Source organism: Spirosoma oryzae (assembly GCF_003002825.1).
In the GTDB taxonomy this organism is placed as follows: domain Bacteria; phylum Bacteroidota; class Bacteroidia; order Cytophagales; family Spirosomataceae; genus Spirosoma; species Spirosoma oryzae.
Genome location: NZ_PVTE01000003.1, coordinates 181,692 through 199,579, shown reverse-complemented (window position 1 = coordinate 199,579; position 17,888 = coordinate 181,692). Strand labels below are relative to the sequence as shown.

Below are 17,888 nucleotides of genomic sequence, written 5' to 3'. Positions count from 1 at the left end.
ACCGAATACCGTAAAACCGTATACCGTCCAATGAACGCAATCATCCGATTTTCCATACAGAACAAACTGATCATTGGCTTGCTGACGCTGGCGTTGATCGGCTGGGGAAGCTGGTCGGCGACACAGTTGCCGATCGATGCCGTCCCCGACATCACCAACAACCAGGTGCAGGTCATTACCAGTAGCCCATCGCTGGCGGCTGAAGACATCGAGCGGCTCGTTACGTTCCCGATCGAAGTGGGTATGTCGAACATTCCCGGCCTGATCGAACTCCGCTCGTTTTCCCGTTTCGGCCTGTCGATCGTTACCGTCGTTTTCTCCGACGCTACCGACGTATACTGGGCACGGCAACAGATTGCTGAGCGCCTGCAAACTGTGACGACGCAGATACCGGCGGGGATCGGTACACCCACGATGGCCCCCGTAACGACGGGGCTCGGGGAGATTTTTCAGTACACCGTATCGCCCGCCAAAGGATACGAACACAAATACTCGCTCACCGAACTGCGGTCGATACAGGATTGGGTAATCCGGCGGGGGCTGCTCGGAACGCCCGGCGTGGCCGACGTCAGCGGGTTCGGGGGCTTGCTCAAACAGTACGAAATCGCCGTCGACCCCGACCGGCTGCGGAGTATGGGGCTGACCATTACGGACCTGTTCACGGCGCTGCAACAGAACAACCAGAACACGGGTGGCGCGTACATCGACAAGAAGCCGAACGCTTATTTCATCCGCACCGACGGGCTAATCGGCTCTCCCGACGACATTGCCAACATCGTCGTGCAACTCAACGACCAGAATTTGCCCATACGCGTTCGTGACGTGGCCCAGGTGCGCATCGGTTCCGCAGTGCGGTACGGTGCCGTAACCCGGAACGGACAGGGCGAAACCGTCGGGGCCGTCGTGATGATGATTAAAGGCGGCAACTCATCGGAAGTGATCAAACGGGTGAAAACCAAGATTGCCGAGATTCAGCAAACGCTGCCGGAAGGGGTTCGGATCATCCCCTTCCTGGACCGGACGAAGATGGTCGATAGTGCGATCGGAACCGTTGAACGCAACCTGCTGGAAGGGGCCCTCATCGTTATTTTTGTGCTGGTTCTCCTGCTCGGCAACTGGCGGGCCGGTGTGGTGGTCGCGTCGGTGATTCCGCTGGCGCTGCTGTTCGCGCTGGGTATGATGAACCTGTTCGGCGTGTCGGGTAACCTGATGAGTCTGGGAGCCATCGACTTCGGTCTGATTGTCGACGGTGCGGTGATCATTGTCGAGGCAACCTTGCACCATATCGTGCTGCGCAACAAAGACCAGACGCTCTCCCAGAAAGAGATGGACGATGAAGTATTCGGTGCCGCCAGTCGGATTCGCTCGTCGGCGGCTTTCGGCGAGATTATCATCCTGATCGTATATCTGCCGATCCTGGCTCTGTCGGGTATCGAGGGCAAGATGTTCCGGCCCATGGCACTGACGGTAGCGTTTGCCATTCTGGGCGCGTTTATCCTGTCGCTGACGTACGTACCCATGGTGTCGGCGCTGCTGCTGAGCAAGAAAGTCGTTCACAAGGAAACGTTCTCCAGTCGGCTCATTGCCCGCATTCAGCAGGCGTACGAGCCTGTATTGCTGTGGGCCCTGCGCCACAAAGCCATCGTGCTGGGTAGTGCCGTTGGGCTGCTGATCGTGGCCGGCTTTCTGTTCAGCCGGATGGGGGGCGAATTCATACCGCAACTTGACGAGGGCGATTTTGCCGTCGATACGCGTACGCTGACCGGTAGTTCGCTGTCCGAAACCGTTGACGCGACGACCAAGGCGCAACAGATTCTGCTGAAGCAGTTTCCGGAGGTCGAGCAGGTGGTGGCGAAGATCGGGTCGGGGGAGATCCCGACCGACCCCATGCCCATCGAAGCGGCCGACGAGATGGTGATTCTCAAACCAAAAGATCAGTGGACGTCGGCGACTACCCGCGACGAACTGGCGGGGAAAATGGCCGAAGCACTGTCCGTAATTCCGGGCGTCACATTCGGTTTTCAGCAGCCGGTGCAGATGCGATTCAACGAGCTGATGACCGGTGCGCGGCAGGATGTGGCGCTGAAAATTTACGGAGAAGACCTCGCGACGCTGGAGCAACTGGCCAACAAGGTTGGCGGTATCGTCCGGCGTATCGACGGGGCAAAGGACCTGTACGTAGAACAGGTTGTCGGGCAACCACAGATCATCGTTCGGCTCGACCGGGCGCAACTGGCCCGCTACGGACTGAACGTGTCGGACGTTAACCGGACGATCAACACGGCTTTCGCGGGGCAATCGGCGGGCTTGGTATTCGAAGGTGAAAAGCGTTACGATCTGGTGGTGCGGCTGGCGGAAAACAAACGCGCCGACATTGAGGATGTGCAGAATCTGTACATCGGCATACCCACGGCAATGGGCCGTACCGGCCAGCAGATACCCCTCTCGCAGATCGCGCAGGTCCGGATGGAGCAGGCCCCCAACCAGATTCAGCGCGACGATACGCACCGGCGCATTACGCTGGGCTTCAACGTACGTGGCCGTGACGTGGAAAGCATCGTCGCCGAACTACAGCAGCAGGTCGGTCAGCAGATCAAGTTTCCGGCGGGTTATTACGTCACGTATGGCGGTCAGTTTCAGAACCTGGTCGACGCCAAAAAGCGGTTGGGTATCGCGGTGCCGATTGCGCTGGCCCTGATTTTTACGTTGCTGTTTTTTACGTTCCGATCGGTGCGGCAAAGCCTGCTGATCTTCATGGCGATACCGATGGCCGCTATCGGCGGGGTGTTCGCCCTGCTACTACGCGGAATGCCGTTCAGTATTTCGGCCGGTGTCGGCTTCATTGCCCTCTTCGGCGTGGCGGTTTTGAACGGTATCGTGCTCATTGCTGAGTTCAACCGACTCCGGCACGAAGAAGGCCTGACCGATATGGTCGAGATTATCCGGCAGGGCGCTGAAATCCGGTTGCGGCCCGTCGTCATGACCGCCCTGGTGGCGTCGTTCGGCTTTATCCCGATGGCCGTGTCGAACTCGGCGGGAGCGGAGGTGCAGAAGCCGTTGGCGACCGTCGTGATCGGTGGGCTACTCACGGCAACCTTGCTGACACTGCTCATTCTGCCAGTGTTGTACGCACTGCTGGAAAAAGGGGCTGTAGACCGGGAAGCCAGCCAGAAAGGACAAACGACCGTGAAACCGGCATCGACGCTGGCGACGATTGCCGGGCTGGTGCTGCTGAGTACGTTGCTCAGTCAGGCGCAGCCGCTGCCAACCGTGACCGTCGATCAGGCACTGCAACTGGCGACGAGTCAGAACGCGCAGATACAGCTGTCCGGACTAAATGTAAGTCAGCAGCAGGCCCTCCGCCGAACGGCCTACGACGCCGGACGCTTGTCGGTTGTGGCACAGCTGGGGCAATACAATAGCCGCCGGTTCGACAACAACCTGACGGTGACGCAGGTCATTCCGAACCCCACCCTGATGCGTCGGCTGGCGGATCTGAACGACCGGACGGTGGCCGTACGGCAGGCCGAAACGCTCGTCACGCGCAACGACGTGGTGTATCAGGTCAAATCGAATTATTACGAGCTGGTGTATCTGCACCAGAAGTCGCGGCTGTTCCGGGCGCAGGATACGGTGCTGACGGATTTTGTCAGAGCGGCAACGCTGCGGTTCAAAACGGGGGAGACGGGCAGTCTGGAAAAAGCGACGGCCGAAAGTCAACTGGCCGATCAGCGGGTTCGGCTGGCGCAGAACGAAGCCACGGCTACGGCTACGCGGAGCCGACTCCAAACGCTGCTGTACCGGCCCGATCCCGTCGATGTTACCGAGCAGGCCCTGCCCAAATTGCCGTTGCTCATCCCGACTGACAGCGTGTCCATCGCGCAGAACCCACTGCTGCGCCAGCTCGACGAACAAACCCGCGTGGCCCGGCAGACCCGATCGGTTGAAGAGGCCCGGCGCAAACCCGATTTTCTGGTTGGCGTATTCTCCCAAACCCTGATCGGCAACCAGCTGATTGGCGGGCAGGAGTTGTATTTCGGCCCCGGCTACCGATTCTGGGGTGGGCAACTCGGGCTTACCCTACCGCTGCTGTCGGGGGCCAGTAAAGCCCGGATCGAGTCGGCGCGGGTGGGGGAGGATCTGGCGCAGAAACAGTTGCAGTCGCAGCAGTTCGCCCTTCGTCAGCAGGTGATACAGGCGGTCGAACAGTTTCGGCAGTACCGCGATGCGCTGACCTATTACGAGCAGACCGGGCTGAGTCAGGCGCAACTGATTCAGACCAATGCACGCCGGTCGTTTAGCAGTGGCGACATCGGTTACGTGGAGTTCTCGCTGGCTATCCAGCAGGCGCTCACCATCCGACTCAACTACCTCGACCTGCTCAACCAGTACAACCAATCCGTTCTCTACATCAACTACCTGGCGGGGAATGCCCAGTAACCGCCCTTTCAATAACTACATACCATGTCTGTTACTTCGATCATAAATCTAACCCGGCCCCTAAGCACGTTGCTGGTCGGTATAACGCTGCTCACTGCCTGTCAGTCGGGCGAAAAAAGCGGTTCTGCTGTTGAGATGGCGCAGGCCGCACCCAAAGAAGATGCACCCAAGCCGGGCGAACCCGTGCGGGTGTCGCTGACGCAGGCCCAGTATACCGTAGGCGGTATCGCGCTGGGGCAACCGACCGAGCGAATGATGAGTACGCGCCTGAAAGTCAACGGGGTACTCGATGTGCCGGCGCAGAACCAGGTGTCGGTATCGGTGCCGTTTGGTGGCTATATCCGCAGTATCGATCTGGAGCCGGGTATGCGGATTCGCAAAGGGCAGACGCTCGTCGTACTCGAAAATCCGGACTACATTCAGTTGCAGCAGGACTACCTCGATACCAAGGCCCGGCTCGAATACGCCGATCTGGATTTTGCCCGGCAGCAGGAACTGAGTCGCGACAATGTCAACGCGCTGAAAGTATTTCAGCAGACCCGCGCCAACCGGCAGAGCCTACAGGCGCAACTCGCCGGAATGACCCAACGGCTGGCCCTGCTACACATCAACCCCGCTACGCTGACGCCCGCTACGCTGACCCGTACGATTCGGGTGCCCGCGCCGGTGTCGGGCTTCGTGACCGACATTCCCGTCAATAACGGGCGCTACCTGAACCCGGCCGATGTGCTGGTGCAGATTTCGGATCTGAGTCACCCACACGTCCGGTTGAGTGTATTCGAAAAAGATATCAGCAGTATCCGGCTGGGGCAGATCGTTCAGTTCTCGCTGGGCGGCAGTCCGACGATGCACCGGGGTGAGGTGTTTCTGATCGGCAAGTCGATCGCCCCCGACCGGACCATCTCGGTACTCGTCCACCCCGACGGTCCGCCGGAGCAGTACATCCCCGGTAGCTACATATCGGCGCAGGTCGATGTGAAAAATCGGCCGCTTCCCACGCTGCCCGAAGCCGCTGTCGTCAGCTTTGGCGGCAAGCACTACGTGTACGTGCTGGAGAACAAGACGAACGGCTCGTATGCATTTCAGCAGGTCGCCGTGACGACCGGCGTGCGGGAAAAGGGGTATGTCGCCGTGACGCTGCCGGCCACGATCGATGTGGCTAAAACACCGATCGTTGTAAACGGTGCCTACAACCTGCTGGCCAAGTTGAACAATAGTGAAGAAGAGGAGTAAGTAGTACAAGGGGTTTGACTATGCGTTACCCGCATCAGGTAATGCGCACAGCAGAACCGAAAACGCTAAACCGTAAACCGACTACCGCAATGTGGCGCGAAGAAAACAACCAATTAGTGCGTGATTTTACGTTTGCCGATTTCTCGGAAGCGTTCGCGTTTATGACCCGCGTGGCCCTGGCCGCCGAGAAGATGGACCATCACCCCTGGTGGTCGAACGTGTATAACAATGTTACCATCAAACTGACGACGCACGATGCCGGGAATACCGTTACGGAGCGCGACCGACAGCTGGCGACGCTGATCGATACACTGGTAGCCTAGTATGTTGATTGTACAAATTGATTAATGATCTGACCGTCAGTTTGTTGAAGTGGCTATGACGTGGGAAGAGGTAAAACGACCGTTTAAAAAGTCATTGTACGAATGAACAAACTTAAATGATTACATTAATGGGCAAGTATCCCACCATTATAGTAATCAGCAAGTGCGTTCTTATCTACTCCCGCTTTATATCGGGCTGGCCGGACTGTTTGTTCTGGAACCCGCAACCGCTCAGAAAACAGCCATCTATCAGGAAAAGCCCCGTACGTGGCTGGCATCCGTCAGTCTGGGAACGACCCGGTATACCGGCGATATGAATGAGCCCGGTAATCTGGCACACCTGCGACTGGGGGCATCGCTGGCTCTGTCGGGAGCTTATCGCCTGTCAAACCGGGTCGTGCTGCGGGCCGAAGCGCAACTGTACTACATCTACGGCAGTCACAAATATACCCGCATCGACTACAATAACCTGTCGTTTCACAGCCTGAACCCCGATGTATGGGTCGGTGCGCAAGTCGATTTTTGGCCGACCGATCACCGGACTCGTCCGCGCAGCCCGTATGTGCTGGCGGGGGTAGGCCTGACGTATATGTCGCCCAGGGCCAATTACCAGGGTAAGAGTTACGATCTGGCTTCGCTGCATACCGAAGGCGTCGACTATAACCGGTTTCCGCTGATTATCCGATATGGCGTCGGCTACCCAATTTGCGCCCGCGATCGCTGGAAGTTGCACGTCGAGGGTACGTACACGCACGTACGAAGCGATTACCTCGATGATCTGAGTACGGTTTACCCGGATTTTAGCCAGATGAGTCCGCTGGCAGCGGCCCTGTCCGACCGCCGTTCCGAGATTGGGTTACCGCCCAACCGGCCGGGTGCCAAGCGGGGTAATGCCGATAAGAACGACGGTTATTTCATCCTGTCCCTACGGGCTGTTTACGTAATTCGGACGCCCTGGGATCGCGGCTATCGCCGGCAACGGCGGGGGCCAAGACAGTAACCTGGTACACCGGTCTGGTCATTCAGCGAACCGGCTTTTTCAACTGGTGGCCGAACGACCAGCATGTACTCAGTTATGCCGCATGAAATAGATTGACAAGTCGTTCTCCTGCACCGTGTCGGTCAGGCTGAAGCCCTTTCGTTCGTAAATGTCCACGTTCGTTGCATTGGCCGTTTCCAGAAAGATCGGTATGCGCTGGGCCGTATACTGTTGTAAGACGGGGGTCAACAGCCGATTGGCCAGTCCTTTCCCTTGCGCTTGGGGAAGCACACCGATGCAGGCTAGATAAGCATAGGAACCTTCCGTCGGGAAATGATCGGTTTTGTAGTGCTGCATGCGCAGGCAACGGCGGATGCTACCGATGCCGAGTTGCCACAGCAGCGACAGATTGCGTTTTACGTAGAGCCAGCTCATCGGCTCGGCTTTGCTCGTATGCCACAACGCTGCACCCATCTGATCGTCGGTGATATAAACCTGCCCGTTGGCAAACGTTTCATCGACCAGATAAGTCGTCAGGATACGTACTTTCTCCGGGTGGTCTGACGGTTCCAGTAACCAGGCAAAGCAGGGGTCGTCCTGAAATGAACTGCTGATGATAGCAATGACCGCCTGACGGTCTGCGGTTGTGGCAGGACGGATACCGGTAAACGTAGTCTGTTGCATAGCCTGGCCAATATCGCCAGACAAGCCGACAATTACCAACCGACCGAAAACAACGCAAGCGCTTTAGCCGAAAGGGACACTGACAGATGCGTCAACCGTACTTGTGGGTAATGGGTGGCCAGGGCTGAGGAGTGGCTACTTGTTTCCTTGAGCCACGTAGTACGAATAGTGAGTTGCTGGGTACCAGTTGCGTTTGGTTTACCTACCTGTCATCGCTTCATGTGTTCATCGTATTCTGCCCTGGACAGAATTCGTGTCCCTTGCCCGGCCACAAAATACCAGGTGCCGTTTTGCTTGATGTACGTTTCCGTTCGGGCAACGCGTATCGGAAAGTCCCCTTTGTGGTCGCGAAAACGACGTCCAGGACAATATTTTTCACCGCTGCATCGCCGTTGTAGATGCGCAGGATCGCAGTGCCTGGTACCGGCTTGACCGACTTGAACGTAGCCCCTTCTTCGACAAACCCTTTTTTCCAATCGTCGAAGCCGTACGAGATGCGCCCTTCCGGCCCGACGGCGATATCGTCGTCGTTGTGGAACCGGGTACTGTCATTTTTCCGACCTAGCTGTTCAATGGCTTTTCGGTCTTCGGGATAGGACGACGTATCGTACTTGTTGGCGGGTGGAACCTGAGCGTGCGCTGCTGACGCACTGAGCGACACTAACGCTACTGCATTTTCAGTCAGGGCTTTTCCGAACCTGGTGCCGTATCGGGTGGGTAGAAGAAATGCCCTTAGCATTGCGGATAGTAGACCTGTCACAAGCGTTGTCATTTTCAGGAGATAAACAAAGCGTCGTCGCTCATCTCCTGAATGTGCTGGCTTTTCATTTGCCGTAAGTGTGTGGCGGAATTCCACCCGAAGCCGGACATGGTACTGGGCCGGAGCTACCGTTCCGAGGCTTCTTTCCGCTGGGCGAGAAAGGCAGCCGCTTTCTTAATATTTCGGTGGGAAACATCCAGGCGCAGACCATTCTTCATCACTACGTAACCCGATGGTTGCCTGCCGCTTATGAGTTGATAGTCAGCGATATGGTCTACGTTGATAAGGGCGTTCTTATGGATGCGGAGTAGAATGGGCCATCGTTCCAGGTACCATTTGAGCGTACGGCTGCGGTGCAAACAACTGCCATTCGAGAAGTAAACGTAACTGTAATTTATATCGGCGGTGATTGCTACTACCTGCTCAATGTCGAACTTATGGTGTATGCCTGCTTCTGGACGAGTTTTCATACATGATCTTGGTGTGGATGAGTAATCGGGCAATATTAAGCTGACGGTATGCACGCATAAACTGGTCTGTATGTTAGCGGCTAAACCGAGCCGGAATCGCCTGTACCGGTAAAGGCCCGACCCCTACACTAGCGGATGCGGCTAACGACATAGCGTTGACTTTACAGCGAAACTAGTATGCTTTGTTGTTATACGGGCGGTAAGGCACACGGGATATCGCCCAGCACTAATTTGTTCAGCGTAATGAGTGCTTATTAATGCCCCGCCCCAACAGACGGACAAGCCCTGAAGACTTAGTTCGTATCAGTTGTTACGACACGTTACAGTAGTCTTGCAACCAGCGTACGGGCTGGCTCTGTTGACGCAATGGTGGATGTAGGTAGTTGCGAAACGACGATGCGCGTCAGAGGGCTATCAGGTATGTTCTTCATGGGTTGGCAGGGGATGTATGATGCAAAGCTAATGCATTCAATAACTGCTTCCAACCAGTCTTAGGTTTGCCTATAGAACCTCAATAGTGCTTTAGTTTACCAAAAAGGAAAATATTATACATTGTTTATATATTTGTTTTGTTTAATAAATCTATAGATAAGAAATGGCGGCACACGATAATTTTCTTCTCAGCAACGTATGTCGGATAATAAATTTTTAAGCGGTCAGTGCTATTAAAAACGCATTATTGGCGAAGTAATAGCTAAGTTTGTTCAAGCAAGATGGTACAAGAAAGATGCCACGATACGTGTAACTTAATTAACTATCCATCCCATGACTTTCCTCTACTATACTCCGAAAAGTACAATTCTCTTCCCCGGTAGAACGAACAGAACGTTCGCTTCTGACCCGCTTAGTCAAGGCCGCTCGTAGTCTGCTCACAAACGAAAACTGATCTCGTACTTAGAACCTGATTTCAGTCAATCAAGTCGACGAGACAGCCACTATCAATCCTTGCGAGATAGAAGCCGGTCAGCATTCAGCTAGCGCAGTCAACGGCTGCGCGTGATCTTCCAACAGCATAGGTATTACTCTATTCACGAAACCTGCGATAGTGGGAACGAGGATAGCTATGGTCAATTCTGATGCCGCTACGGGTTAAGCCCGATGCAGCTACGCTAATTTGTGTCCGGTCTTTTTTAGCGGATGACAAATTACTACGGCTTTTCCTCATCAATTTCTCCAATCAATCCCGCCTGCCACGATTACCACACACAAACCTGTCTATGAAAACCATCAATTCCCGCATTAGGTTGCTCGCTTACGGATTATGCCTGGTAGCCGCTCTGTATAACTGTAAGACGAAAGAAGTAGAATCGGTAACGCCGTTCACCTACACATTTAAAGGACTTGAAAACGTGACCTTGCCCGAGGTCAAGCCAACGACGCCGGCTTCCGTGTCAGTAGTAGCGGCTTCTGTCAATTCGTCGACGGTTGCTGCCGCTGTTTCCAGTGGTTTGTCGAGTATAACAGCTACGGGACAGGTACCTGCGTCTGTGCAACAGGCGGCTACCGATGTCAGTAAGGCCGTTTCGCCCGAAAAAGCCACCGCCATTGCCGCTGCATTTACCCCGACCGTAATCAGCAACCTGGCATCGACGGGTACGCTGCCGGCGAATCTAAAAACGGAAGTAGCGGCTATTGCGAGCAATCCAGCGCTCCAGGCTTACCTGCCCACCTTCACGCTGCCCCAGGTAAACGGCAAAACCGTTGGTGGCCGTGTAGGTGCTACCGATGTAACAGTTCCTGTCGCGATTGCCAATGCGACGATGGATGATGCCTGCACGGTTGCGGCCAATACGGCTTATGCGTCGGCGGTTGCCACACTCGATGCGGCCAAGCAAACGCAGTCGGCTCCTATAAACGCACAGTTTACGCAGGCGCAAACAAGCATTCAGACCGATGCTACTGCCTGTAAGAGCAGCAAACCCGCTACCTACGACGCGTACCGGGCCGTTGCGTTACAGCAGCTCAACCAGGGTATCGCCACGCTGAGTGCGGCTAAGTCCATACTGGGCGAGTCTACGTACAACCTGCTTTCTGTACTCTACTACGTGGCTTACAGTCAGGCCGTAACCGGTATCAATACACTTCAGGCGGCCGATACGAACACGTGTGATGCGGTTGCTACGGCTAAAATCGCCAATGCCCAGGCTGCGCGGGATGCCGACCTCAGTCAGATAAACAGCAATTATACGACGGCTGTCGCTTCGCTTCAAAAGGCCAGAGCCACGGCTATTGCCAGTTGCCATAACCAGGGTAACGGAGGTCGGAAAGGTGCCGACGAACCAGAATAACTAGTAAGCGTATTCGCACCACACGTAATCGAAAACCGACCTCATGAAAAAAAGATACCCCGCTTTAGCAGTTGCTACACTAGCGCTTAGCTTCTTCATTCAACCCGCGACCAGCCAGGCGCAGGTTAATCTAAAATCTGTCAGTGTTGGGGCCAGTTACTGGAGCCCGTCGCTGGATTACTGGAACAATCGTTCGTTTCTCACCGAGTACAATGGCGGAGCAGGCGCTAAACTATCGGGCGCGGTTATGCCGACTGCCGCGCTTGAAATTGGCCTTGCGAAAGGGTTTTCGGTAGGTGGCCGCGTTGGCTACTGGTCGAAGTCGGTGTCTAGTGCGCTGAGCAGTGGCGGCATCAGTCGAAACGAAACGTTCAAGCTGTCGATCATCCCGGTTTCGCTGGATCTGAAATACACATTCGCCAAGCCAGTGACCGACGAAACGGCGAAAGCCCCTTTTCTGACGCCTTACATTGGGGTAAGCGTGGCGCGGTATTTTGTTAACAATGACTTTTCCCGCCAGGTTGCCAGCGGTACGGGTTCGCTGAACGAAACGCAGGCGGGTAACACCTACGGCGCACAGGTATTCGTTGGGGCCGAGAAGAAACTAGTGAAGAAACTGTACCTCGCGCTCGACGTGCGTTACCACCTGGGCAATTACAGCCAGGCGGTTCGGACGGAAACGACCAGCACGACGGAGAAGGTTAGCCTGAACGGACTCGAAGCTGGACTCTCAGCGCGGTTCAAGTTCAACTAAACCAGCGTATGAATTGATTCCGATTGACGCGCAAGCAATTACCCACCGTGACTAACGACGTATATACATACACGTTCAAGAAAGCACAGCTCCAGAAGGCCGGTAAAAAGGTTTTTATGGTGGGGCTGCTGCTGCTTGGCGGTCTGTATTCGACCCGGCTTTGCGCGCAGGTAAACGTGTCCGGTAAGTCAGGATTGATCTACATTCCAACGGCTGAAGTACAGGATGATCGAACGTTTTCAGCGGGGTATATTTATAACCCCATAAACTATGCGATCAAGTTCAACAAGCGAAATTCCGAAAGTATCTATTTCGTGAATTTGGTGGTGCTGCCTCGGTTTGAGGTAAATGTAAACCTGTTACGTCCTAACGGAACGATCCCGTTCATGGAAGGTGGCATAGGGGATAGACAGTTGGATTTGAAGTATGTATTTCTCACGGAGAAGGCAAAACGTCCGTCGGTAGCAGTGATTCTTTCGGCTCCGTTCGGGGTGGATAATTCATTGCTTACGCATGCCGTCATAGCGACCAAACATCTTCCTGTCGCGAAATCGATTACGGCTATCGTTACGGTGGGATTGGGTAGTCCTTACTCAGTAGGTCGACGTACCAACACAAACGACATCTTGTCCGATTTTGCATTGGAAGACAAGCGTGACTTGCCGTACCACTATTTAACTGGTCCATTTGGTGGCGTGAACATCAACTTTGCCAGTAAGGGGGGCGTCATGGTCGAGTGGGATTCGCAACATCTGAACGTAGGGGCTTACGCCTTACTCTTTAAGCATTGGACCGTGCAGGCCGGGCTATTGAACGGTGATCAGCTTACCATGAGTACTTCCTACTCTTTAAACGTATTCCAGCTACCAAAACGAATTCGGAAACATGGGAAGGCGTGATCGTGATCAGGTAGGCGCGTGGATGCGAAAGACATCGATACTATGGGTGGTCTGGCTTTGCTTTGTCACGATCGGTTTTGCGCAGCAGCGTAATACGTTGCAGCATTTTGAAAATGTATCGGTCGATAGCGCAAGGCATCTGGTGGCTTATGAACAACGATTGTACCGCAATCCTGTGGTTGGTTTGCTGGAATTGTCTGAGTTACTGGCCCCGCTAGGTGTAAACGAATTTATACCGCTTTACCAGGGCGTGCCGATTGCTCGCTATCGATTAGGCGAAACAATTACAACGACGATTCTTTCCCGAAAAGAGAGAGCAGACTGGGTAAGGGAACGGAAATTCGACAGCCGACGGTATAAACTTGATTTTCGGCTTCAACCAGAGTTCATTGCTCAATTTGGTTTTCGTGAGCGCCCCCTTGAAAGTAAAACGAATCTGTTGTTGCAAAGCCAGTTGTATCTGAGCCGTGGGCTGGTATTGAACTGGGGCGTGCTGTTTCCAATCGTGAATCACCTGGACAACCAAAGCCTGAACGTGCGACCGGCCCCAACGTTTTTGAATCAGTTTCTGGCGTTGGATGGAGCGAACTTCATGAGTCTGTCGGCGGGGCTGTTTTACAATGATCAGTACGGTGTCAATGTACAGTATCGCCATACTGATCTGACAAAAAACTGGTCATTTGGCCTTGAATCAGGTTATACCGGGTTCTACTACTTTCCTCAAAGCGGTTTCTACTATGAGTCGTTGCAAAACCTGATCGTGCTGGCTGATGTAGCCTACCGCATTCCATCGCGCGATGTAACCATCAAACTGTCGGGGGGGCAATACATGTACCAGGACCGGGGTGCGCGACTGGACGTCATTCGGCAAATGGGCAATGTAGAAGTAGGCTTTTTCGCCGTAAAAACGGGGGATGGAACAACGGGTGGTTTCAACTTCGCGATTCCAATTCCGCCCGGACGTATCGCACAGACCAACCGTGTTCGTCTTCGGACTACCGAAGAGTTTCGCTGGGAATATGCGTATACTCGGGGCTATAGTATTGCCACTCGTTATCGAGTCGGCTATCAACTGGATGCGCTGCTTCGGCAGTACCAACAGCATTATTTACAAAATCAGTATCAGTAGTTAATTGACGCGATAGTATGAATTTGCGCAACATGCGGGCACAGGCAGTTTGTTGGTTTTTGGGTTTGTGCGTGAGTTTTTCGAGCTGCATTTCCAGTAAAGAACTCGCCCTGTACCAGAAAGATGCTTCGGGCAAAGACACGATTGCACTGGCCACTCCTTATGTTTCGACCGTTAAAGTAGGGGATGTTTTATCCGTGCAGGTGAGTAGTTTAAGTCCGGAAGCAACTGCCTTTTTTAATCCATACGCTGCCATTACGGCTATGTCGGGAACGACGGCTGGACAAAATTCACAAACTGCGTCTATGCCTTATACGCCAGGATACCTGGTTGGTGAGGATGGTCAGATTGAGTTGCCACTGATCGGGCGTCAAAAAGTAGCAGGACTTACAAACACGCAGGCAGCAGCGCAGATCCGTCAGAAACTGCTTGACTTTTTGAAAGAACCGACCGTAAACGTACGAAATCTTAATTTTCAGATATCCGTCACGGGTGAGGTTGCCCGGCCGTCGCTTTTTTCGATTACTAATGAGCAGATTACCTTACCCGCAGCCCTGGGCCTGGCTGGTGATATCACTATTTACGGTCGTCGGGACAACGTGCTGATCATCCGCGAAGAGAATGGACTGCGGACGTTCAACCGCGTCGACCTGACAAAACGGGACCTGTTCAAATCACCCTACTACTATTTACATCCCAACGATGTCGTGTACATCGAGCCTGGTAAAGCACGCGTTGCCAACGCCGACCGTACCTATCAGGTGTTGCCAATTATTCTGAGTACTCTATCCTTTATTGCCATCATTGCCAGCCGCTTCTAACACCAACGATATGGTTACGAATCCAAACTCATATATTCCTTACCAGGCTTACGAGATCGAGCCACAGGTTAATCTGCGGGCCATGCTCATGCGCTATGTGCGCAATTGGCCCTGGTTTGTGGCGTCGCTGCTACTGGCACTGGGGGCCGGCTACGTGTATTCGCTATACCAGCCACCTGTCTATAAGGTACAGGCGAGCCTGCTGATCAAAGACGAAAAGAAAGGCATGGGGCAGGAGAGTCTGATGAAAGAGCTCGATCTGTTCAGCGGCAGCAAGGTGGTGGAGAACGAAATGGAAATCCTGAAGTCCTTCACACTGATGGATCGGGTCGTTAAGAACCTGGGGCTGGACGTGCGCTATTACCACCCGACAAAGACCATTAACGAAGAGATCTACAATGAATCGCCGATTCGCTTGCTGGTAGAAAAGCCGGTGTCGGAGCTGTATAATGAAGAACTGGAAATCTCCTTCGTGGATGGGAAGACGGTTAAGCTGAACGGAACCGCTTACCCCATCAATCAAAGTATCAGGACACCCTACGGCCAACTGCGCGTATTTGCTCGCAAGCCGCTGGCGAGTGCCCTGAAACCTATCATCGTAACTGTAACTGCCCACGCAGGGGCGGTGGAGGGCTATCTGGCTGATTTGAACGTGGAGCCAACGACGAAACAATCGACAGTGTTGGTGATGACGCTTGAAGAAACCGTGCCGGACAAGGGCGAAGCCATTCTGAACCAATTGATCAGCGAGTACAATCGGGAAGCTATCGTTGATAAGAATAAAGAAGCAAACAACACGCTCAACTTTATCGAAGATCGACTGGCGCTGATTTCGGGCGAACTGTCGACCGTGGAGAAAGAGGTTGAACTCTATAAATCAACGCAGGGGATTACGGACCTGAGCGTTCAGGCACAAACGTTTCTGACGACGGTCAAAGAAAATGATACGCAGCTTACGGAGACGAATATGCGGCTCGGTGCCCTGAATGATATTGAGCGGTACATTCAAAACCAATCGAACGAAAAAGGATTGGCCCCGGCCACGCTAGGATTTAGTGACCCCATTTTGACGGGTCTACTGACGAAAGTAGCCGAGCTGGAGTTGAAGCGGGAAGAGGTATCACGCACCATGTCGCCGAACAACCCGCTGTTGCAATCGCTGGATAGTCAGTTGAAAACGATGAAGGCCAGCATCGGCGAAAACGTGCAGACGATTCGGCAGCAGCTGACCAGTAATCAGAGCCAACTGGTTGCCAACAACAAGCGGATTGAGAACATGATTCGTACTGTGCCCGGCAAGGAGCGTGCGCTCCTGAACATTACCCGGCAGCAGGCCATCAAAAACGGGCTGTATACCTACCTGCTACAAAAGCGGGAAGAAACAGCGCTATCGGCGGCTTCGACGGTATCGGATAGCCGAACGGTGGATACGGCCCGTACCGGTAGCAAACCCATCAAGCCGGTCAAGATGACGATATTTGCCCTATTTGCTGCTTTTGGGATGCTGATTCCCATCGGATTCATTACCGCTAAAGATGCCCTGAATAACCGGGTACTGCGTCGGTCGGACGTTGAAGAAGCGACGCAGGTTCCCATCGTGGGCGAAGTGGTGAAAAGTCGTCAACTGACGGCCGACAACCTGGTGTTCAGACCCCGGATACAATCGGTCGTTGGTGAACAAATCCGGGCCATCCGGACGAATCTTCAGTTTTTACGGTCCGACCCGCACGAAAGTCAGGTGCTACTTTTTACGTCGAGCATCAGTGGCGAGGGTAAATCGTTTATCTCGCTGAATCTGGGTGCTAGTCTGGCGCTGGTTGATCGCCCGACGGTGATCTTGGAAATGGACTTGCGCAAGCCCAAGCTACACAAGAGCCTGCACATGGAAAATCGGGTAGGGCTGAGCAACTATCTGATTGGTGAGGCAACCGTCGACGAGTTGTTACAGCCGATCATGGGGTACGAGAACTACTACATCATTACGGCGGGGCCGCTACCACCAAACCCGGCTGAATTATTAAGTTCTCCCCGTATGACTCAACTATTTAGCGATCTGAAAGAGCGGTTCGATTATGTCCTCGTCGATTCGCCACCGGTAGGTTTGGTCACCGACTCGCAATTGATTGCTCCTTTTGCCGATGCGACCATGTTCCTGGTGCGGCATGATCACACGCCGAAGAACCACCTGAAAATGGTCGATACGCTGTATAAGGAAAACCGTTTTCAAAAGCTGAGTATCATTCTGAATGGTGTGGGCGAGGGCGAATCATACTACTACAATTACAGCTATGGTGACTACTATGGTGGCTCTAGTAAAAAAGGCCAACTGAATAGTGGCGCTTGAAGCCGGCTGAGTTTCTAGCATGTAAAATACTGTTATATCCACATAGCCTCTTAAACTGATATGCTTAGTCTTGACTCACATTACAAGCCCTTGTATGTATACGCTGAGCTAGGGTCAAAGCGCAGCGAGTTTACGTATCAGCAAACCGGGAAGCGCATTTTTGATATATGCTTTTCCCTGCTCGTTACGCTGATGATTTTATCTTGGTTGATCCCCCTCGTGGGGATTATCATCCGGCTAACCTCAAAAGGCCCTATTCTATATGTGCAGAAGCGGACAGGGTATCGGGGTGCGGCCTTTAATTGCCTGAAGTTTCGGACCATGACACATAATCCTACTGCGTCATTCAGGCAGGCTATTAAGAACGATGATCGAGTGACACCTATTGGCCGATTCTTACGAAGAACCAATCTGGATGAAATGCCACAGTTCCTAAATGTATTAAAAGGGGAAATGAGTATTGTGGGCCCACGCCCTCATGCATTACCACACAGCGCTCAATTCTGGAATACAATGCCAGACTATCGTAAACGATACCGAGTAAAACCTGGTATAACTGGTCTTGCTCAAGTGAGAGGATGTCGAGGAGAAACTGATCTATTGATCAAGATGAAACATAGAGTTAAATATGATCGCTTCTACAATAGAAAAAAGTCATTTATGCTAGATTTATGGGTATGCTGGCTCACAATTGTTTCAATGATTAAAAGAGACAGAAATGCATGGTAAGTGTACTTCATAAATATACTTCAATACGTAATTAT

General features: G+C 53.4%; 14 protein-coding genes. 11 read left to right on the top strand and 3 right to left on the bottom strand.

Annotated elements, in window-relative coordinates; translation table 11 throughout:
- Positions 1-30: 30 nt before the first annotated feature.
- The 4 genes from CLV58_RS04635 to CLV58_RS04620 all read left to right on the top strand — a co-directional run bounded on the left by CLV58_RS04635 (position 31) and on the right by CLV58_RS04620 (position 6,996).
- Complete coding sequence (locus CLV58_RS04635) at positions 31-4,440, top strand: CusA/CzcA family heavy metal efflux RND transporter (RefSeq protein ID WP_106136609.1); 4,410 nt, start codon at positions 31-33, stop codon at positions 4,438-4,440.
- Positions 4,441-4,464: 24 nt separating this feature from the next.
- Positions 4,465-5,673 carry an efflux RND transporter periplasmic adaptor subunit gene (locus CLV58_RS04630; RefSeq protein ID WP_106136608.1) on the top strand — a complete coding sequence of 403 codons (1,209 nt, stop codon included), beginning with the start codon at positions 4,465-4,467 and terminating at the stop codon, positions 5,671-5,673.
- 89 nt (positions 5,674-5,762) lie between these two features.
- A complete protein-coding gene (locus tag CLV58_RS04625) occupies positions 5,763-5,996 on the top strand; it encodes a 4a-hydroxytetrahydrobiopterin dehydratase (RefSeq protein WP_106136607.1) in 234 nt (77 codons plus the stop codon).
- A gap of 163 nt (positions 5,997-6,159) precedes the next feature.
- On the top strand, positions 6,160-6,996 hold the full coding sequence (locus CLV58_RS04620) for a hypothetical protein (protein WP_245882208.1): 837 nt from the start codon (positions 6,160-6,162) through the stop codon (positions 6,994-6,996).
- Positions 6,997-7,065: 69 nt separating this feature from the next.
- Here CLV58_RS04620 and CLV58_RS04615 read toward each other — a convergent pair whose 3' ends face one another.
- The 3 genes from CLV58_RS04615 to CLV58_RS04605 form a co-directional block, all read right to left on the bottom strand.
- Positions 7,066-7,659, bottom strand: a complete 594-nt coding sequence (locus tag CLV58_RS04615) for a GNAT family N-acetyltransferase (RefSeq protein WP_146141364.1) — start codon at positions 7,657-7,659, stop codon at positions 7,066-7,068.
- A gap of 217 nt (positions 7,660-7,876) precedes the next feature.
- Entirely contained in the window at positions 7,877-8,398 is a 522-nt protein-coding gene (locus tag CLV58_RS04610; protein WP_146141363.1) for a hypothetical protein, read from the bottom strand.
- 146 nt (positions 8,399-8,544) lie between these two features.
- Positions 8,545-8,889, bottom strand: coding sequence for a LytTR family DNA-binding domain-containing protein (locus tag CLV58_RS04605; protein ID WP_106136604.1), 345 nt, complete (start codon positions 8,887-8,889; stop codon positions 8,545-8,547).
- 1,217 nt (positions 8,890-10,106) lie between these two features.
- Between CLV58_RS04605 and CLV58_RS04600 the strand changes: the two genes are divergently transcribed.
- The 7 genes from CLV58_RS04600 to CLV58_RS04570 are packed head-to-tail and all read left to right on the top strand — an operon-like array spanning position 10,107 to position 17,853.
- Positions 10,107-11,177, top strand: a complete 1,071-nt coding sequence (locus CLV58_RS04600; RefSeq protein ID WP_106136603.1) for a hypothetical protein — start codon at positions 10,107-10,109, stop codon at positions 11,175-11,177.
- A gap of 43 nt (positions 11,178-11,220) precedes the next feature.
- Positions 11,221-11,931 carry an OmpW family outer membrane protein gene (locus CLV58_RS04595; protein WP_106136602.1) on the top strand — a complete coding sequence of 237 codons (711 nt, stop codon included), beginning with the start codon at positions 11,221-11,223 and terminating at the stop codon, positions 11,929-11,931.
- 47 nt (positions 11,932-11,978) lie between these two features.
- Positions 11,979-12,830 carry a YjbH domain-containing protein gene (locus CLV58_RS04590; protein ID WP_106136732.1) on the top strand — a complete coding sequence of 284 codons (852 nt, stop codon included), beginning with the start codon at positions 11,979-11,981 and terminating at the stop codon, positions 12,828-12,830.
- On the top strand, positions 12,817-13,959 hold the full coding sequence (locus CLV58_RS04585) for a YjbH domain-containing protein (RefSeq protein WP_245882207.1): 1,143 nt from the start codon (positions 12,817-12,819) through the stop codon (positions 13,957-13,959). Before CLV58_RS04590 ends, CLV58_RS04585 begins: the two co-directional genes overlap by 14 nt.
- Positions 13,960-13,976: 17 nt before the next feature.
- The gene (locus tag CLV58_RS04580) at positions 13,977-14,780 is read left to right on the top strand and encodes a polysaccharide biosynthesis/export family protein (protein ID WP_106136601.1); all 804 of its coding nucleotides are present in this window, start codon (positions 13,977-13,979) and stop codon (positions 14,778-14,780) included.
- 10 nt (positions 14,781-14,790) lie between these two features.
- On the top strand, positions 14,791-17,124 hold the full coding sequence (locus CLV58_RS04575; protein ID WP_106136600.1) for a GumC family protein: 2,334 nt from the start codon (positions 14,791-14,793) through the stop codon (positions 17,122-17,124).
- 60 nt (positions 17,125-17,184) lie between these two features.
- Entirely contained in the window at positions 17,185-17,853 is a 669-nt protein-coding gene (locus CLV58_RS04570; RefSeq protein ID WP_106136599.1) for a sugar transferase, read from the top strand.
- Positions 17,854-17,888 lie beyond the last annotated feature (35 nt).